Consider the following 17751-nt stretch of genomic DNA (forward strand, 5'->3'; position numbering starts at 1 on the left):
ACGCCGCTCGCCTGATCGAACAGGGATCCCCGCTCAGAACTTGAGCGAGAATTGGGCGGTGAAGGCGTTTTGGGAGGCGTCGCCGGCGAGTTGGCCGGTGTAGTTGACCTGCAGGGTGGCAAGGTCGGAGAGGGCGTAGGCGAGGCCCGCGCCCAGCAGCAGGGTGTTTTGCGCGATCGGCACGCCGGAGATGGCGAACGGCGTCGCGCCGCTCTGGAACAGCATGGTCGCGGTCGGCGTGGTGTCGCCGAAGGCGTGCTGCCAGCCCAACGTCGCGCTCGGCGTCAGGGTCCGCCCGCCCAGCGACAGCGAGGTCGCGGCGCGCAGGCCCAGCGTGGTGTAGAGCGTGTTCTGGCTGTCGGTGCTGACGTTCAGCCCCGCCCCGTTGCTGGCAAGGCCGCTCTCGGCGAGGTTTCCGCCCGAGATGTTGAGGTAGGCGAGGCCCGCGAACGGCTCGAACGCATAGGCGCCGATGTTGAAGTCGTAGCCCACCTCGCCGAACACCTGCGTCGTGCCCAGCGTGTAGCCCGCGCTGGTCGACCCCGAGAAGCCGGGGAACACGATAGAGCGCGACACGCTGATGTCGTGCCAAGTGTAGGACGCCCCGCCGCGCAGCGCGAACGCCCCGAACTGGCCGCCGGCGTAGAACCCGATGTCGTAATTATCCATCGTGCCGGAGGAGTTGCGCGCGTCGACGTCGAACTGGGTCTGGCTGAACCCGGCCACCACGCCGGCCCGCACATTGTCCAGCACGCTGACGTCGAGACCGGCGAAGAACCCGCCCACCGTGCTGGAGATCGAGGCGGCATTGGTGTTGCCGAAGGCATTGCCCCAGCCGCCATAGCCCTGCATCCACAGCGTCGGCGTCAGGTCCTGGCTCAGCTTGGTGTTGGCCGGGCCCGCCGCCTGCGCCGCATAGCTCAGCGCGGAGGCGCCCTGCGGCGTCACCGACTGGCGCAGCCGGGCGCCGACCGCATCGCGCAGATACGTGGATTCCTGCTGGATCACCGTGTTGATCGAGGGGTAGATCTCGCCGGTGAGCTGGTTGAACGCCGCCGGCACCTCGTTCGCCGCAAGCCCGAAGATCGCCTCGAACACCGGGCTTGCCGCGCCCAGCGCCTGCGCCGCCACAGCCACGTTGGCCTGGTTCGGCGTCTGGGCGTATTCCACGAAGTCGATGCCGGTATAGGTCAGCGTCAGATAGACGTTGGTCGCGTCATAGGTCAGTTCCGGGGTCAGGAACGCGAAGTTGGAGGTCACGTCCTCGCTGAACTGCCCGCTCACCCCGCCCGCGGCGGTCAGGATGGTGATCTGGCTCAGCGCGGGATAGCGCCCGTATTCCGCCAGAACCTCGACATGGGCGCTGGAGGACAGGGTCGCGGTGCCGGTGGCGATGATCAGGTCGTGGGCCCCCGCCGTGGTCACATCCACCTGGTAGAGCGCGCCGGCATTGAACGCCACCGCCCCGTTGACCGTCAGGGTGCCCGGCGAGTAGCCCGGCGCCGCCGTGCCGCCGGTGTTGACCGTCAGGCCGCCGATGGTCGCCGTCCCGCCCAGGATGCCGCCGGCGTTGATGGCGAAATTGGAGGTGGTGGTGGAGGCTTGCTGAAGCTCAACCACGGTCTGGTCTACGGTTACGGCGCCGGTGAAGCCGCCCGGTGCGGTGAACAGGACCGTCCCGCCACCCTCGAACGTCACATTGCCAGCGCCTGAGATCGTGCCGGGGAATGTGTAGCTATCGGACCGGTTGAAGGCGAGGGTGGCGTTGTTCACCACGTTGCCCATGATCGTGCCGGACGCGCCGCCATTGCCCAGCTGGAGGGTGCCGGCATTGATCGTCGTTACGCCGCCGTAGATGTTTTCACCCAACAGGACGAGGACGCCGTCGCCGGTCTTGGTCAGCCCGCCCTGGCCGGAAATCACGCCAGAAAGGGTTAGCGTATCCGCTGCTCCGGTAATCTCGAACGTGCCACCGGAGGCCCCCAGCGTCACCTCCCTTGCGCTGGCGAAGCTGGCGGAGGCGGCGAGCGTACCGCCGTTGAGCGCCAAGCCGGCGGGCGTCGCTCCGAGCGCGGTGTCCGCGCCCACCTTCAGTCGGCCGGCCTGGATGCTGGTGCCGCCCGCATAGGTGTTGGCGCCGTTGAGTTCCAGCGTTCCGGGGCCTGCCGCTATGAGCATCCCGGCCCCACCGAGGACCCCGGAAAGCGTCAACGTTTCGTTGGCCGCGACCGCGATACCGGCCGAACCGGCCAGAGTGATCGCGCGGGAGGTGGAGAATGAGGCAATGGCACCAAAGGTAGCGTCGGAGATGGCCAAACCGCCGGCCGCTGCGCCAAGGGCGATGTCGGATGCCACCTGCAGCGTGCCCGCGAGGATCTGCGTGCCACCCGCATAGCTATTCAGTCCGCTGAGTGTGATCACGCCCGTGCCGGTCTGCGTCACCAAGCCAGAGCCAGCGATGGCACCGTGGAAGTCCAATTGGTCGGCACGGTTGAACACCAAGGCTCCGTTGTTCAGCACGTCGCCGTCCAGCGAACCGCTTGTGCCGCCGTTACCGAGCCGGAGTGTGCCTGACACAATGGTCGTCAGGCCGAGAGAAACATTATCCCCGGTGAGGGTGAGAGTGCGGGAGCCCGCATGGATGAGCGCACCGCCCCCTGAGACACTGCCATCAAAACTCACGTCGTCGGAATTGTTAAACACCAGCGTGCCGTTGTTGGTCACATTCCCGGTGATGGAGCCGCCCACGTCGCCATTGCCGACCTGGAGCGTGCCGGAGGCGATGATTGTCCCGCCCGTATAGGTGTTATCGCCTGTGAGGATGAGCGTGCCCGTCCCGATCTGCGCCAGGGTGCCGCTGCCGGAGATGGTGCCCGCGAAGACCAATTCGTCGCTTCGGTTGAACGCCAGGGTGCCGATCGTCAGCACGTCGCCGACAAGCGAGCCCGCAGTGCCCGCGTCGCCGATCTGAAGCGTGCCGGCGGCGATGATGGTCCCGCCCGTGTAGGTATTGGTCCCGACGAGGATGGTGGTGCCGGTTCCTGTCTGCAACACTGCGCCGTCGCCGGAAATGGCTCCCGAGAAGGTCGTGGCATCGCTGCGGTTGAAGGAGAGGACGCCATGGTTGGCGACGTCGCCGACGATGGAGCCGGAGGTCCCGCCATTGCCCAATTGCAGAGTGCCGGCCGCGATCACCGTGCCGCCGCCATAACTGTTCGTGCCGGTGAGAATGAGCGTCCCGAGGTCGCTTTTCTCCATGCCCGAGGTGCCGGTGAGCTGCGCGGCGATCATGGCCTTGTAGCCGGCCCCGTCCGCCGTCCCGTCGCCGACGCGGATCGTCGTGGGCGCGCCGATGGCGCCGAGAGCGATGCTGTCCCCCTCCACCTGATAGCCATCGACGAAGAACTGCATGCCGGTAACGGCGATGACCCCGGCATCGTCGCTGACCGTCACGGTTCCGGCCGTACCCTGGAACACCGTGAAGCCGCTGCTCCAGGCGCGTGAAATGGTGCCGCTGGCGTTGGTCCAGTTGGTCAGAGGCCCCGCTGACCATGTGCCGCTACCGCCCGCGACGGTCTGCTGCGGTGTCGTGAAAGCGCCGTTCCAGAAGCCGGTGGAGTAAGGCGGGCTCTCGACGAAGAGGTTGACCTGGTTTGCCACCGACGTCTGCAAGCCGCCCTCATAGCCGGCCGGGAAGGTGCCGAGCGCAATCCCGTTATCGGTGAGCGTGCCGCCATAGCTGAAGATCCGGTAGACACCCGCGCCGAAGCCACCGACGCCGGTGACGTTCATGGTGCCGCCCAGCGTCAGGTCGCCGGTGACGTTGAATACGGCGGTCTGGCTCGGCGCATCCAGCGTGACATTTAGGCTCGACCCGGCAGCAAGGTTGAGGCCGCCCATGCTGAGACCCGCCGGCTGGGCGCCGGTGAGCGTGCCCCCGGTCTGCACGTTGACGGTACCGGCGATGCTGCCGCTGCCGCCAAGTGTCGCGAGATTCGCGACCGTGACATCGCCCGAGAGACGGCCCGCGACATCAAGCCCGCCAGCGGAAACCGCGGTGGTGCCGGTAAAGGTGTTGGTCCCTGTGAGGGTCAGAGTGCCGGTACCGGTCTTCGTCAGGCCGCCGCTGCCGGTCATATTGCCGTCGAACACGGTGTCGGCGGCGCCTCCCGAGGTCAGGTTGGCATTCAGCGTCACCTGGCCGGTTCCGGCGAGGGAGCCGACCGTCTCGTTGCCCGCCACGACGAACATTGCGCCGAACGCGACCGTCACAGCGCTTGTGTTGCCGATGGCATCGCCACCGGTGGCAATCAGGGTGCCGGTGTTGATGTTGGTCGCGCCACCATAGGTGTTGGCGCCGCCGCCCCCCAGGATCAAGGTGCCCGCACCCGTCTTGTCGAGGCCTCCCGTCCCGGAGATGGCGCCGGTCAGTTCCAGCGTTCGCGAGCCGTCCACCTGGAAGGTACCGCCGCCCGCGCCCCCCGACGGGGTCAAGGAGATCGTGCCGCCATAGGCGATGTTGCCGCTGGCCTGGAGCGTTCCCGCGCCCTCCAAGGAAAGGCCGCCGGAGCCGAGCGCCGCCGCACTGGACGCCTGCACGGTACCGCCGGTGATCGCAGCGCCGCCACTGAAGCTGTTGGTGCCTTCGAGGGTCAGCGTGCCCGTGCCGGTCTTGGTCAGGCCGCCCGCGCCGTCCAGCGCGCCGGAGAAGGCGGTGCTGCTGTTATCGCCGCCGACCGTCAGCCGGAAGCCGTTGAGCGCCACATGTCCTGCGCCCGCGAGCGATCCCACGGTCTCGTCCGCATCGGTCAGAACCAGCGCCGCGCCTGCGGCAATCGACAACGCCGATGTATCCGAAAGGGAGGCGCCGCCGCCGATCGCCAGCGTTCCGCCGGTGATGCCGGTTGCGCCGGTGAAGGTGTTGGTCCCGGTCATGGTCATGGTGCCGGTACCGGTCTTGGTGAGACCGCCGGTGCCGCTCATGATGCCGGAATAGACGCTGCTGCTGTTGTCCCCGCCGACGAAGAGCTGGTGGCTGTTGAGCGTGACGCCACCCGCCCCTGCGAGCGCACCGACCGTCTCGTTGGAATCCAGAAGTTCCAGCGAAGCGCCCGCCGCGATCGTCAGACCTGCGGTGTCGGACAGCGAGGAACCACCGCCGATGGCGAGGCGCCCACCATCCACAATCGTCGCCCCGGAATAGGCATTGGTCCCCGTCAGGGTCATGGTGCCGGTGCCGGTCTTGGTCAGGCCGCCCGCGCCGTCCATGGCGCCGGCATAGGTGCTGTCAGCATGGGTGCCGCCGGTGGTCAGCGTGCCGTTCAGCGTCACCGCGCCGCTTCCTGCGAGCACACCGATGGTCTCGGCTGCGTCGAGGATAAGGGCGGCGCCAGCCGTCACCGTAACAATACTTGTATCGCCGATGGCGTTGCCGCCGATGGCGCGCAGCGTGCCGGCGTCCACATTGGTCGCCCCCCCGTAGCTATTAGGCGTGCCGCTGCCGATCACCAATTCACCGGTACCGGTCTTGCTAAGGCTGCCGGTGCCGGAGATCAGCCCGGTAAGAGTGAGGATCATCCCGCCGTCCACTTGGAACGTGCCGCCGCCGGTGCCGGAGGCGGTCAGCGAGATGGCGGCGCCAGAGCCAAAGGTGGCGCTGGCCCGAAGCGTGCCGCTGCCCTCAAGCGCGAGGGCGCCGGAGCCGAGCGCGGCGGCGTCGGACACTTGCACAGTCCCCGCCGTGATGTTCGTGGCGCCGCTATAGGTGTTGGTGCCGTCGAGTGTCAGGGTGCCGGTGCCGGTCTTGGTCAGTCCACCCGTACCGTCCAGCGTGCCGGAATAGATCGTGCTGCTGTTGTCGCCTCCGGCGATGAGCCGAAAGCCATTCAGGGTCACGTCGCCCGCGCCGGCGAGCGAGCCCACGGTCTCGTCCCCATCCGTCAGGATCAGCGCCGCGCCCGCCGCGATGGTCAGGCTCGCCGTATCGGAGAGGGAGGTGCCTCCGCCGATCGCCAGCGTTCCGCCGGTGATATCGGTTCCACCGGTGAAGCTGTTGGCGCCGGTCACGGTCATTGTGCCGGTACCGGTCTTGGTCAGGCCGCCAGTGCCGCTCATGATACCGGAATAGCTGGTGCTACTGTTGTCGCCGCCGGCTATCAGCCGGTAGCCATTCAGCAGCGCTTCGCCCGCGCCTGTCAGCGAGCCCACGGTCTCGTCCGCGCTCAGCAACTCAAGCGAGGCGCCCGAGGCGATGGTCAGGCCGCTGCTGTCGGAGAGCGAGGCGCCGCCGCCGATGGCGAGCCGCCCGCCATCCACCACCGTGGCACCGGTGTAGGTGTTGGCGCCGGTCATGGTCATGGTGCCGGTGCCGACCTTGGTCAGCCCGCCGCTCTGCACGAGCCGCCCGGAGAAGGTGGTATCCGCATTGTTGCCGCCGGTGGTCAGGATCTGGCCGGACGCGAGACGCACGGCGCCCGTTCCAGCCAGGGATCCGATCACTTCCGAATTGAGCACGCCGAAGGTGCCGGCGACGAGTACGGCGCTGGTGTCGCCGATGGCGGAGCCGCCGCTCGCGTTGATGATGCCACTCTCGATCGTGGTCGCGCCGGAATAGGTGTTCGTCCCGTTGAGCGTGATGGTCCCGGGTCCCTTCTGGACCACGTCTCCGGCCCCGGAGATGCTGCTGGAGACGGTTATCGCGCTCTGACGAGCGAACGCCAGCGTCGCCCCCGACTGGACCAGTATGTCGCCGAGGATTGTGCCCTCGGTGGCCAGAAGACCCGAGAGCTGAAGCGTACCGGCGGAAACCGTGGTTCCGCCGGTGTAGGTGTTGGTGCCGCTCAGGATGAGCGTGCCGAGGTCGGTCTTATTGAGTCCCGTCGTCCCGTCGAGAGACGCACTGATGGTGGCGACGTAGGACGCGCCTTGAGTGGTACCATCGCCCACACGGATCACGGTTTGTCCGGCGGCGGATGCGAGGGTGATCGGCGCCCCCTGGACGCTGTAGCCATCCACCGCGAATTGCATGCCGGTGGTGCTGATCGGCCCGCCGGTGCCGTCGACGGTGACAATGCCGGCTGCGCCCGAGAATACGGCGACATAGCCACCCCAGTCCGATGCCGCCCCGCCGGCGGTGGTCCAGTTGGTCGGCCCAACGCTCCATGTACCGTTGCCACCCACGGGCATGCCGCCGGTGAGGGTTTCGCCGTTCCAGAAACGAAGGCCGCCGCCGACGATCAGATTGACCTGGCTCGCCGTCACCTGGACGCTGAAGTCGAATGTGGACGGCGCAGTGCCGATTTCCAGGTCACCCGTCCCGATGCGGGTGGTGTAATCGATGATGCGGTAGACGCCGAGCGCCATTCCGCCCGTATCGGTGATGTTCAGCACACCATCCAAAGTGAGGGTGCCCGCCTGAAACACGGCGGTATTCAACACGCCGAGGTCCACATCGAGGTTCGAGCTGCCCGAGAGGGTCAGCGATGTCATCGAGAGGCCGTAACCTCCGCTGCTCGGAACCGCCAGGAGATGGCCGCCGTCGGCGATGATGACCGCCCCGGCTATGCTGGCCGTCCCCGTGCCACTGGTAATACCCTTGAGGGTGCCGCCGCTCTGTACGGTGACGGTGGCGCTGGTGAGCCCCACACCGGCACCGATTTCGAGCATGCCGCTCTCCACCGTCACCGCGCCTGCGCTGTTCACGCCGGAGAGCGTCAGAATATTTCCCCCACGCTTCACGAGATCACCCGTGCCGGTGACGGCATCGGTGAGCGCAAGGTCTGAGCCGGCCGCGCGGTTGAAGATCAAGGTGCCGCTATTGGCGACCGCGCCCTGGATCGAGCCGGTGGCGCCGCCGGCGCCCACCTGCAACGTGCCGGCGCTGATGGTTGTGCCCCCGCCGTAGGTATTGTCCCCCGACAGCACCAAGATGCCGGCGCCAATCTTGGTGAGGGCGCCCGCGCCGGAAATAACGCCGGAGAGAGTGGCGACACCGCCATTCGAGATGCTGCCGCCGCTGGCGCCGAGGACGATGGCTTCACCGATGGTGGTTGCAACACTGACAGCGAGTGCGCCGCCGTCGAGCGTCAGGATTCCGGCGGAGAGGACATTCGTCGCGGCGATGCTCAGGGTGCCCGCCGTGACCGTGATGCCGCCGCTCATGGCGGCCTTGTTGCCGGCATTGCTCAGGGTCAGCGTGCCGGCGCCGGTCTTGGTGAGGGTGGCCGCCCCTGAGAGGACACCGGAAAGCGTCACGTCTGCGGCGTTGTCGAGCGTCGCGTTGCCCGTCAGTCCCACGGCGTTGTCGATGGTGCCGGCGGCTGTGACTGCCAATGTGGTTCCGGCGCCGAGCGATAGCGCCCCGGCACCGATGTTGCCGTCGCCGGCGATGGACAGGGTGCCGGAGGAGAGGGTGGTGGTGCCGCTGTAGCTGTTGCTGCCGGAGAGAACGATGGTGTTTCCACCATCGTTCGTCCAGCCGCTCACGACCAGGTTCCTGGCACCGCCACTCTCGGTGATGTTGCCGGCGAAGGTGGTCACCGCACCCGACAGGGTGGCGGGGGCGACGGTGGCAATCGTCGCATCACCCGCCAGGGTGATGGTGTTGGCGATGGTGCGGGTGGTTCCGCCAACGGCCAGCGTGGTGTTTGCAGACAGCGTGACGGCGCCGGTCCCCAGCGTGCTTGAGGCGGCGGCGGTGAGGGTGCCGCCGGTTACGGCGATGTCTCCCGTCATCGAGCCTGCATTGCTGAGGCTCAACCCGCCCGAGCCGGCCTTCGTGAGCCCACCCGCTCCTGAAACAGCACCAAGGAGCGAGAGGTCGCCGACGGTGTCGATGGTGCCTCCGCCTGCCTCCAGAAGGATCGCCTGTGAAAGCGCAAAACTACCCGCGGCCGATGGCTTTTCCAACGTGCCGCCATCGAAGGTGATGGAGCCCGCACCGATGGAGCCGGCTCCGGAGAGAACGAGGCGCCCATCAAGGATTCGGGTCGACCACGCGGCCGCGCTGTTGCCGTTCGACAGCGTCAGCGTTCCCCCGCCGTCCTTCACCAAGACACCGGCACCCGAGATGCCGCCCGCGATGGTGAAGCTGCCTGGCTGGTTGAAGATCACTACGCCCTGGTTGACGATGTCGCCCAATGCTCCAACCGCCGCGAGGTCCACGCCATCGACGGAACCATCGCCGAACTGAAGCGTGCCGCCGCTCTCGATGAAAGTGCCGCCGGTGTAGGAGTTGGCGCCGGTCAGCGTCAGGGTGCCGGTGCCGCGCTGCTCCAGGCTGCCGGGACCCGAAATGACGCCCGCGAAGGTGGAGGTCGCAGAATTGTCGAAGGCCAGTGTGCCGGAGATCGCGCCGATATTGGTCGCCACGGGGCCGACGATGGAGCCGCCCTCGCCAATGATCAGGGTGCCCGCCAACACGGTGCCGCCGCTATAGGAATTGGCGCCGGTGAATTGCACCACGCGGCCGCCCTGAATGCGCACCGCGCCGCTGCCGGAGATCTCTCCGGTATAGTCGTAGACGCTAGGCGCGGTCGGCAGGTTGAACACCAACGTCGCGTTGTTTGTGACATTGCCCAAGAGGGAGCCGGCGGTGGTGCCGTCGCCGATCTGCACCGTGCCGCCGGTGATGGTCTTTGTCGCCGCCGAGAGGATGCCGAGGATGACGACCGTGCCGCTCTGGCTCTTGGTGAAGGTGCCAAGGCCTGTGACATCCCCGAGCGTCATGGTGGACACCAGGGTGTTGCGCAGATCGAGCGTCGCGCCGCTGGCGACGCTGACATCGCCGATGATCCCGCTCGGGAAGCTGCCGCTCCCGTTGCCGATTTGCAGCGTGCCCCCGGTTACGGTGGTGCCGCCGGAATAGGTGTTCAGGCCCAGCAGAATGACCATGCCGCTGCCGGTCTTCTCCAGGCTTCCCTCTCCGCTGATGACATGACCTGGCGGGGTCCCGCCATAGGTGAAACTGGCCGAGCCCAGGGCGAAGACGACGCGTCCCGCATTCACGCCAACACCGGTGTCGATATCGCCGGCGATGGAGCCGGTGGTGCCATCGCCGATCTGGAGCGTCCCCCCGCCCGTAATGCTGCTGCCGCCGGCAAAGGTGTTACCGGCACCGCTGAGAACGAGGGTGCCGGCGCCGGCGTGTTCGAGGGCGCCGGCGGTGCCGGTGATGTTTCCGGAGAAGGTGACGGTACCGGTCCGGTCGAAAACCAGCGTGCCTGTGCTCGATCCATCGCCCAGGACCACGGCGCCGCTGGCAATGAAGCCATCAAAGCCGCCGGAGCCGTCGGCGACAACGAGTTTGGCGCCATTGAGGATGCTGGTGGCCCCGGTATAGAGATTGGCATTGGTGAACGTCACCGTGCCGCCGCCGAGGATCTTCACGCCGCCCGCGCCGGAGATCACGTCAGCATAGACATAGCTGGTGTCGGGTCGGTTGAAGGCCAGGGACGCCCCTGTCATCACAGCAATGTTGCCCGTGACCGAGCCCTTCCCTGCGGTCGTCCCGTCGCCCACCTGAAGCGTGCCGCCCTGGACGCTCTTGGTGCCGCCGTTGCCGATGTCGCCAACCACGGTCAGCGTGCCCGCCCCCCAGTTTGGTCAGCGTACCGGTTCCGGAAATGTCCCCGGCGAGAGTGGAACTACCCACCAGGTTAAAAACCAGGGCGGAATTATCGACGACATCACCGGTGATGCCCGCCACAGTCGAGGCTCCGTCGCCGATCTGCAGGGTGCCGGCGGTAATGGTGGTGCCGCCGGTGTAGGTGCCGGCACCGGTGAGGGTGAGCGTGCCCGCTCCCAGCTTGGTCAGGCTGCCGTTGCCGCTGACGGCGCCGACAAGGGTGAAAGCGTCCGGCTGATTGAAGATCAACGACCCGTCGTTCAAGACGTTGCCCAGGGCGTTCACGCCATCAACAACGCCGTTGACCAAGCCGTTGCCGATCTGGAGTATCGAATACGGGTCGATGAGCGTGCCGCCAGACCAGGAATTCGCACCTGTCAGCGTCACAGTCACCTCGGCGCCGACATCCCCGCCCATCTGCCGGAACTGGCCGATGCCGGTGATGTCGTTGGCAAACACCTCATCCGCATCGTGGTTGATCGCCAACCGGCCGGCCACCAGTCCGGCGCCGGCATTGTAGGAGGTCGCGATCGGGCCGGTAATGGTACCCGCCGCGGACGTGCCGTCGCCGAGCTGGAGTGTCGCGTTGGAGATGTAGGTGCTGATGCCGGGATCTATATTGCCGAGAATCGTGGTGATGCTGCTGCCGATGCTCGCCCCACCCACCCCGAACCTTCCGCCGGTGATGCCCTTCGTAACATTCCCGGAATAGGTATAGGCATTGGTACGGTTAAAGGCGAAGTCACCTGCGTTGATCACGACATCGCCGGTGAGGGAGCCCGTTGTTCCGAACCCGATCAACAGCATACCGGCATTGACCTCGACGCCGCCGGCCAGGCTCAGGTCGCCCAGAATTGCGACGTATCTGCCCGTATTTTCTTTCACCAGCTTGCCGCTACCGGTGACGTTGCTCGAGAAATTGTAGCCGGTGCTGGCATCCCCGCCGATGTTGAACGTCAGCGTGCCGGAATTGGCGATACCTACGCCTGCCCCACCAAAGCTGCCGGTGACGCCCGTGCCGTCGCCCAGTTGGACCGTCGATCCCGACGCGATTGTTACAGCCTCCGCCGCGTCCGCGAGGGCATTGGTGCCCGTCAGCACCAGTGTGCCGCCGCCCTGCATCCGCAGCTTGCCGTTGGTGACGACACCGGAATAGCTCAGGGTTCCCGTTCGGTCGAAGACCAATGTGCCGCCGCTGCCGGTGGTGCCGTTGGTCACATCGCCATTGCCGATCGCACCCGTGGCGCCGCCCGCGCCCACGTAGAGCGTGCGGCCGGCATCAATCACGGTCCCGCCCGCGTAGGTATTGTCGCCGGTGAGCGTGAGCGCCCCCGCCCCCATCTGCCGCAGCGAGCCCGCCCCGGATACCAGGCCGTCAAATGTGACGGCTCCCGATCGATTGAACGCCAGCCGACCGGCCGTGGGCGTGCTCGCCCCATCGTCCGTCACGACGCTTCCAGTGATCGACCCGCTTGCCGCGCTGCCCACGATCAGGGTGATGCCAGATATGGAGGTGCCGCCGCTGTAAGTGTTCGTGCCGCTGAATGTCAGCGTCGTGTTGACACCAGCACCTTGGACCTTCACCGCGCCGGTGCCGGTGCCGGTGATGTTGCCGGCAAAGACGCTTCCGCTCGCCTGCTGGAACACCAGCACGCCGGGGCCGGTAACCGTGACGTTCCCGACAATGGAACCGGACGTTCCATCGCCCACCCGCAGCACGCCTGCGGTGATGGTGGTGCCGCCGGTGTAGCTGTTGGCTGCGGTAAGCTGCACTTCGCCGCTGCCCGCCTTGGTGACAGCGCCGGCGCCGGAAATGAGGCCGCCGAATGCCAGGACGGCACTGTCGTCGCGGTTGAACGCCAGCGTGCCCGCATTGGCCACCGTGCCGAGGATCGAGCCGTTGGCGCCGCCATCGCCGATCTGAAGCGTGCCGGCGGTGATCGTGGTGTTGCCGGTGTAGGTGTTCGTGCCGGTGAGGACGAGGGTGCCGGTGCCGGTCTTTTCCAGGCCGGTGGTCCCGCCGATGACGGCGGCTATGGTGGCGTTGACGCCCGTGCCCACCTCGATCTTGGTCTTGCCGGATGCGGCGGCAAGGGTCAGGGTATCCGCGGCCGTATCGCCGCTGATGACATAGCCGGCCGTGAGGAAACGCAGCCCCGCGACATTCACCGCGGCTCCGCCCTTGATCACCACCTCGTTGAGGGGAGAGCCGCCGCTTCCGGCGGTGAAGTTGGCGAAGCCGTCGTCCCAGGTCTCGGTGGTGGTGCCGGCGGAATTGGTCCAGTTGGTGCCCGATGCGGTCCAATCACCGGATCCACCGAAGGGACCGCCACCCGCGACACTGGCGCCGTTCCAGTATTGCTCCGGCGGCGGGGCCTCCACCGAAAGGATCAGCAGTTTGCTGGTGGTATTGACGGATATGGTGCCGGTATAGCCGGTCGGGAGACTGCCAAGGGTCAACGGGGTCGTTGTGCCGAACGCGCCGGTATAAGAAACAAGCGTATAGTCGCCAGCACCGAAAGACCCATCACTGGCAACGTTGACGGTGCCACCGTATACATACAGAGATCCGGCTGTAATGAGCGCGGTGGTGGAGGGGGCGCCCAACGTTACCGATACCGTTGAGCCCGCGCTGAAGAAGAAGCTGCCGGTGGTCAGGCTGGTGCCGCCCGCCCGCGACGCGATCTCCACTGCACCTCCGGCATTGACACAAATGCAGCCGGTTACGGTTGCGCCTGCGCCTATGATCAAGCGCCCGCCGGATGTGCTCTGGAACATAAAACCGCCAGTGCGGCTGGCGGCGTCCAATATAATGGTGCCGGTCGTGATATTGAATGATGCTGGATTGTCGGACTGCCCGATCAACGTCCAGGTGGATGTTCCTGTCTTCTGATTGTTGTTAAAGCCAATGAATTTACCCAGGACAGATGCAAAGGGGGTCGACAACAGGCTGACGTCGAAAGTGCTGTCCACCGATCCGCCAAGATCCAGCCGTGCGGCATTTGCTCCGCTGTCCCCGCCACGCACCCGGCCGGTGATGCTCCATCCGTCGCGAAGCTCCAGAATGCTCGCGCTGGATGGCGACGAGAATTCGATGGCATTGTCAGTCGCAATGCCCGTGCCGGACGAGACGTTTCCGCCCCCGAGGATGATCTGACCCGCGCCGACCACGTAGATGCCGGGATTGCCGATGGTGCTATCCGGGTTATGCCCGCCCTTGATCGTCCCGTAGTTTGTGAGCGTAACTGCCCCGAGCGGATTGCTATAAAGGTAGACGCCAGAACCGCCCGCATTGGTGGCGCCGGTGCCCACAGTGTTTCCGCCGGTGATAATTCCGGTTGAATTGTTCGTGATGCTTGCGCGCGTGACATTCACAATCTGAATGCCGCTCGCGCCTTGGCCGGGAGAGGCCCCGGTGAATGTATTATAGCCGCCGTCGCCGCCGCTGATCGTGCCGTTATTGACGATCGTGATGATGCCACCGGCGCCCGATATGCCGGTTCCGCCCGCATAATAGCTGGCACCGCTCGCGGTGAGTGTACCGCCGAACTCCGTGGTGACATGACCGCCATTGCCACCTGAGATGGTGCCGGAGTTCGTCAGTGTCCCACCACCTGCGGCAAAGACCACGCCGACGCCGCCGCCGCCGGCGGCACCGACAGTGATCGCATTGCTGCTCGTTGCGGCGCTGGCCGGGTTGCCGCCATCGCCGCCGTTGCCGCCCGTGACGGAGCCGCCGGCGAGGATCAGAAGCTGGTTGGTGCCCAACGCGAGGTAAGCCCCGGAACCGCCGTAACCGCCGAAGCCGCCGCCCACCGTCGCCGAGCCCAGGGCGCCGCCGAAGGTGTCGCCACCATCGCCACCGTCACCGCCCTGCACTGCGAATGCGCCGATCGTGTAGACCACGTTCGCGGCATTCAGAACGAGGCCCGTTCCGCCACTGCCGCCACTTCCGGCGCTGCCGGTATTTGAGGCGCTGGGTGTGCCGGAGGGTGTGGAGGCACTCGTCGAGGAGGATCCACCCCCGCCGCCGCTGCCGCCCCTCCCGCCAGAGGTCTGCGAACCCGTCGATAGATTGGTTCCGGTTCCGACACCGCCGGCCGTGCCAGCCCCGGTGGCCGCGCCACCGCCGGAAGGCGTCATGCCGCTGCCCCCGCTTCCGACTAAGCCGCTGGCTCCCTGAGTTCCGCCGTCACCACCGTCACCACCTGTGATGTCGCTCGTGGCACTTCTCGTGGACGTGGCATTGAAGCCCGCGCCGCCGCCGCCGCCGCCGCCGCCGGACTTGCCTCCACTCGCGCTTGAGCCGGCCGTTCCGTTCACAGAAACTTGGGCATGCGCCGGGGCCGACAGGATCAGGGCGGAGACAAGGGCCGAACTCAGGAGAAGCGTCCGCCGCAAGGGTGGAGAGAGACCGTCTGCGCTCATGCGCTTCGCCTTAGGCGCGCAAATTTCCTGGCCCGCGGCAATCTGATTCCGGCTCATCCCAACCCACCAAAGAAATCAAAAATTAGAAAAAAATCGTACACACCTATATGTGCAGCCAGACTATCCGACGCAGAGGGAACATGGCAACCTATCTAGGCTTCCATGTAATCCTCGCCAGAGGCCATGACTAAAAATCAGACTATCGTATATTTAAAATAATCTTTTGCAAAAATTGAATTTACATGATTTTATTAAAAATAAATACTGTAGTAAATCCATGTTTCCTATCGAATTTAAATATCAATAAAAAGTTATAAATTTTATATGTGTATTGTAAATTTATTTTTGACTAAAAAAATTTAAAATGTTTAAATAATTATGTAAACTACACAATGTAAAATAAAGATACTTCGTGAAACATATTATTACTATAAATTTTATTTGATATGATTGATTGTAATCATGATATAAATCATTGTATAATAATATAATTTTTTTAAATATATTTATGTATTTTTTATTTATATAAAATAATAAACATTTTATGTAATATTTTATATTTTTTGTTATTTTAATGATGAAAATTTATTATCATACTTTTAATTGATAATTTTTTACTATAATTAAAAGAATTATAAAATCATTTATTAATTTAATATCAAAAAGATCTTTCTATTCGTCAGTCCTGTGTTGATTCTGGCCGAGATAAACATATTTCTACTTACAGTATCGTCTATTGATGGCGCTAGCGGAAGCTATGCTGTACGCGACCGCCCCTTTGAGTGTTCAAAACGATAGCCTAGCCGCGCCCGACAATTGCAGCAGCAGGTCCGCCAGATCCTTTGTATTGTCGGGCGAGACGCGGATGGGGGTGCTGCCGTTCTTCGCGCCCAGTTGCTGTCGCCGCCGCAGAAGCAGGAATGGAATTCCCGCATGGAATTCCCGCGCGGTCTGGATATCCGAGACGGGGTAGGAATTTCCACCTCGGATGTTAACCATCCACGATCGCGGCATCGATGGACGCCTCGCGTGCCAGCCGCAAGGCGATGTGCAGGCGTAACGCCGGCCCCCGATCACCTGGGCGCCGAGATCAAGCCGCGTCTCCTCAATCACCAGAACGATGGTCATTTCGCCTTCAACGACGAGCACCATTGGGCGGCCTCAACGGATCTTCCAATCTTGGGTCGCGTCGTCGCTCATCACCAGGGCATACTCCGGTTCCAGATCCACCTGGAGCGCGGCGAGTACGCGGACCGTCTGGTTGTACCACCCGACCAGAAGGGTCAGTTCCACGAGTTGCCGCTTGTCCAGGAAGGCCGCCAGGCTCGCCCAGACTTCATCGCTGGCGGTGACATGCAGTGTCAGATCACGGGTGAAGCGGACAATTGCGCGCTCCTTCTCGTCGAAGACATTGGTGGTCTCGACATCCTGGATCGCGTCGATCTTTTCGCGGGTGAGGCCGGCTTTGAGCCCGGCTTTGTAGTGATGCGCGAATTCGTATTCGCTGTGCGTCACGCTGCCGACCGTGAGGATGGCAAGCTCCCGGTGGCTGCGTTCCAGCGTGGTGTCGTTGCGCAGGCTGTTACTATAGGCCATGCGCTTGATGAACACTGCCGGGGCGTTCAATAGCGCGCGGATGATGTTGGAGACGCCGGTCTCACGCTTGCGCTTGATGTCGTTGAACAGGTCATGGAATTCGGGAGGAAGGTCGGCCTCCGTCATGCAATAGGGGATACGAGCCATCTTCCTCTCCTCATGATCTTTTTGGCCGCAAGGCTGCCGGCTTATTTCGCCCGTTCGAGCAATTGGACGATGTTGTCGTCCGGGTCGGCGAAGGCCAGGGTCCGTCCGTGGGCGCCCATGTCGCGGCGCGACACCACCCGCGCGCCGAGGGCGGTCACCACCGCTTCAATTTGGTCGAGATTGTCCACCGTGAAGACCGCCACGGCGCGACCGATCCCGCTCGCGCTCTCTTCCACCGAGCTTAAGGCAAAGGCGCCGCGCGGCGTGTTGAACTGCGCCCAGCGGTCGGCATCCGTGAACGAGACCTGTAGGTTCAGCACCTTGGAATAGAATTGGGTGGCCCTGCCGACGTCAGGCACCGTGTAGTAGGTGGTATGCAATTGGGTCATGGGATCACGCGGCCGGCTGGATGTTGTGGAACTGGCCATTGCGATAGAGCAGCGCGTCCCGCTCCTCGCCGATGATCTCCACCACCTGGCCGATGAAGACAGTGTGAGTGGCGTAGACGTTCGCGTCCACAACCTGGCAATCGAAGGCGGCAACTGCATCGGGCAAAATGGGGGTGCCGGATTGGGCCGCGGTCCAGCCTGCATCGGCGAACCGCTCGCCGGGCGGGAGGGAGGGCTGGGAGAAGCGCATTGCGAGGTCGCGATGCTCCCAGGCCAGGAAATTCACCGCGAAGCGGCCCGACGCCGAGATCATCGGCCCGGTACGTGTGTCGCGGTTGACGCAGACCAGGATCTGCGGCGGCGCCGCGCTCACCGAGCAGACCGCCGTCGCCGTCATGCCGCCGAACTCGCCGTCGTGAAGCGTGGTGATGATCGCCACCGGTGCCGGGACATGGCGCAGCGCGGTCTTGTAGCGCTCCGGTGTGCAGGCAGAAGCGTAGGTCTTCTCGGGGGGAATGCGCGCTGCGGCCAACACGGCTCTACTCCAACGATTGCTGAGCAATCACC

6 protein-coding genes are annotated in these 17751 nt (G+C 64.4%); all 6 read right to left on the reverse strand.

Annotation, left to right across the window (positions count from 1 at the left end; genetic code table 11):
- Positions 1-33 precede the first annotated feature (33 nt).
- Positions 34-10518, reverse strand: a complete 10485-nt coding sequence (locus ADADO0_RS07980; protein ID WP_511304795.1) for an autotransporter-associated beta strand repeat-containing protein — start codon at positions 10516-10518, stop codon at positions 34-36.
- Positions 10409-15052: a beta strand repeat-containing protein gene (locus ADADO0_RS07985; protein WP_511304590.1), complete on the reverse strand. Its 4644-nt coding sequence runs from the start codon at positions 15050-15052 to the stop codon at positions 10409-10411. Before ADADO0_RS07985 ends, ADADO0_RS07980 begins: the two co-directional genes overlap by 110 nt.
- 786 nt (positions 15053-15838) lie before the next feature.
- A complete protein-coding gene (locus ADADO0_RS07990) occupies positions 15839-16204 on the reverse strand; it encodes a hypothetical protein (RefSeq protein ID WP_511304591.1) in 366 nt (121 codons plus the stop codon).
- 9 nt (positions 16205-16213) lie between these two features.
- Positions 16214-16795 carry a carboxymuconolactone decarboxylase family protein gene (locus ADADO0_RS07995; protein WP_511304592.1) on the reverse strand — a complete coding sequence of 194 codons (582 nt, stop codon included), beginning with the start codon at positions 16793-16795 and terminating at the stop codon, positions 16214-16216.
- Positions 16796-16836: 41 nt separating this feature from the next.
- Positions 16837-17184, reverse strand: coding sequence for a VOC family protein (locus ADADO0_RS08000; protein ID WP_511304593.1), 348 nt, complete (start codon positions 17182-17184; stop codon positions 16837-16839).
- A gap of 4 nt (positions 17185-17188) precedes the next feature.
- Positions 17189-17719 (reverse strand): flavin reductase family protein, encoded by a 531-nt coding sequence (locus ADADO0_RS08005; RefSeq protein ID WP_511304594.1) that lies wholly within the window; start codon positions 17717-17719, stop codon positions 17189-17191.
- Positions 17720-17751 lie beyond the last annotated feature (32 nt).

It is taken from the genome of Aquabacter sp. (assembly GCF_965279295.1).
Classification (GTDB): domain Bacteria; phylum Pseudomonadota; class Alphaproteobacteria; order Rhizobiales; family Xanthobacteraceae; genus Aquabacter.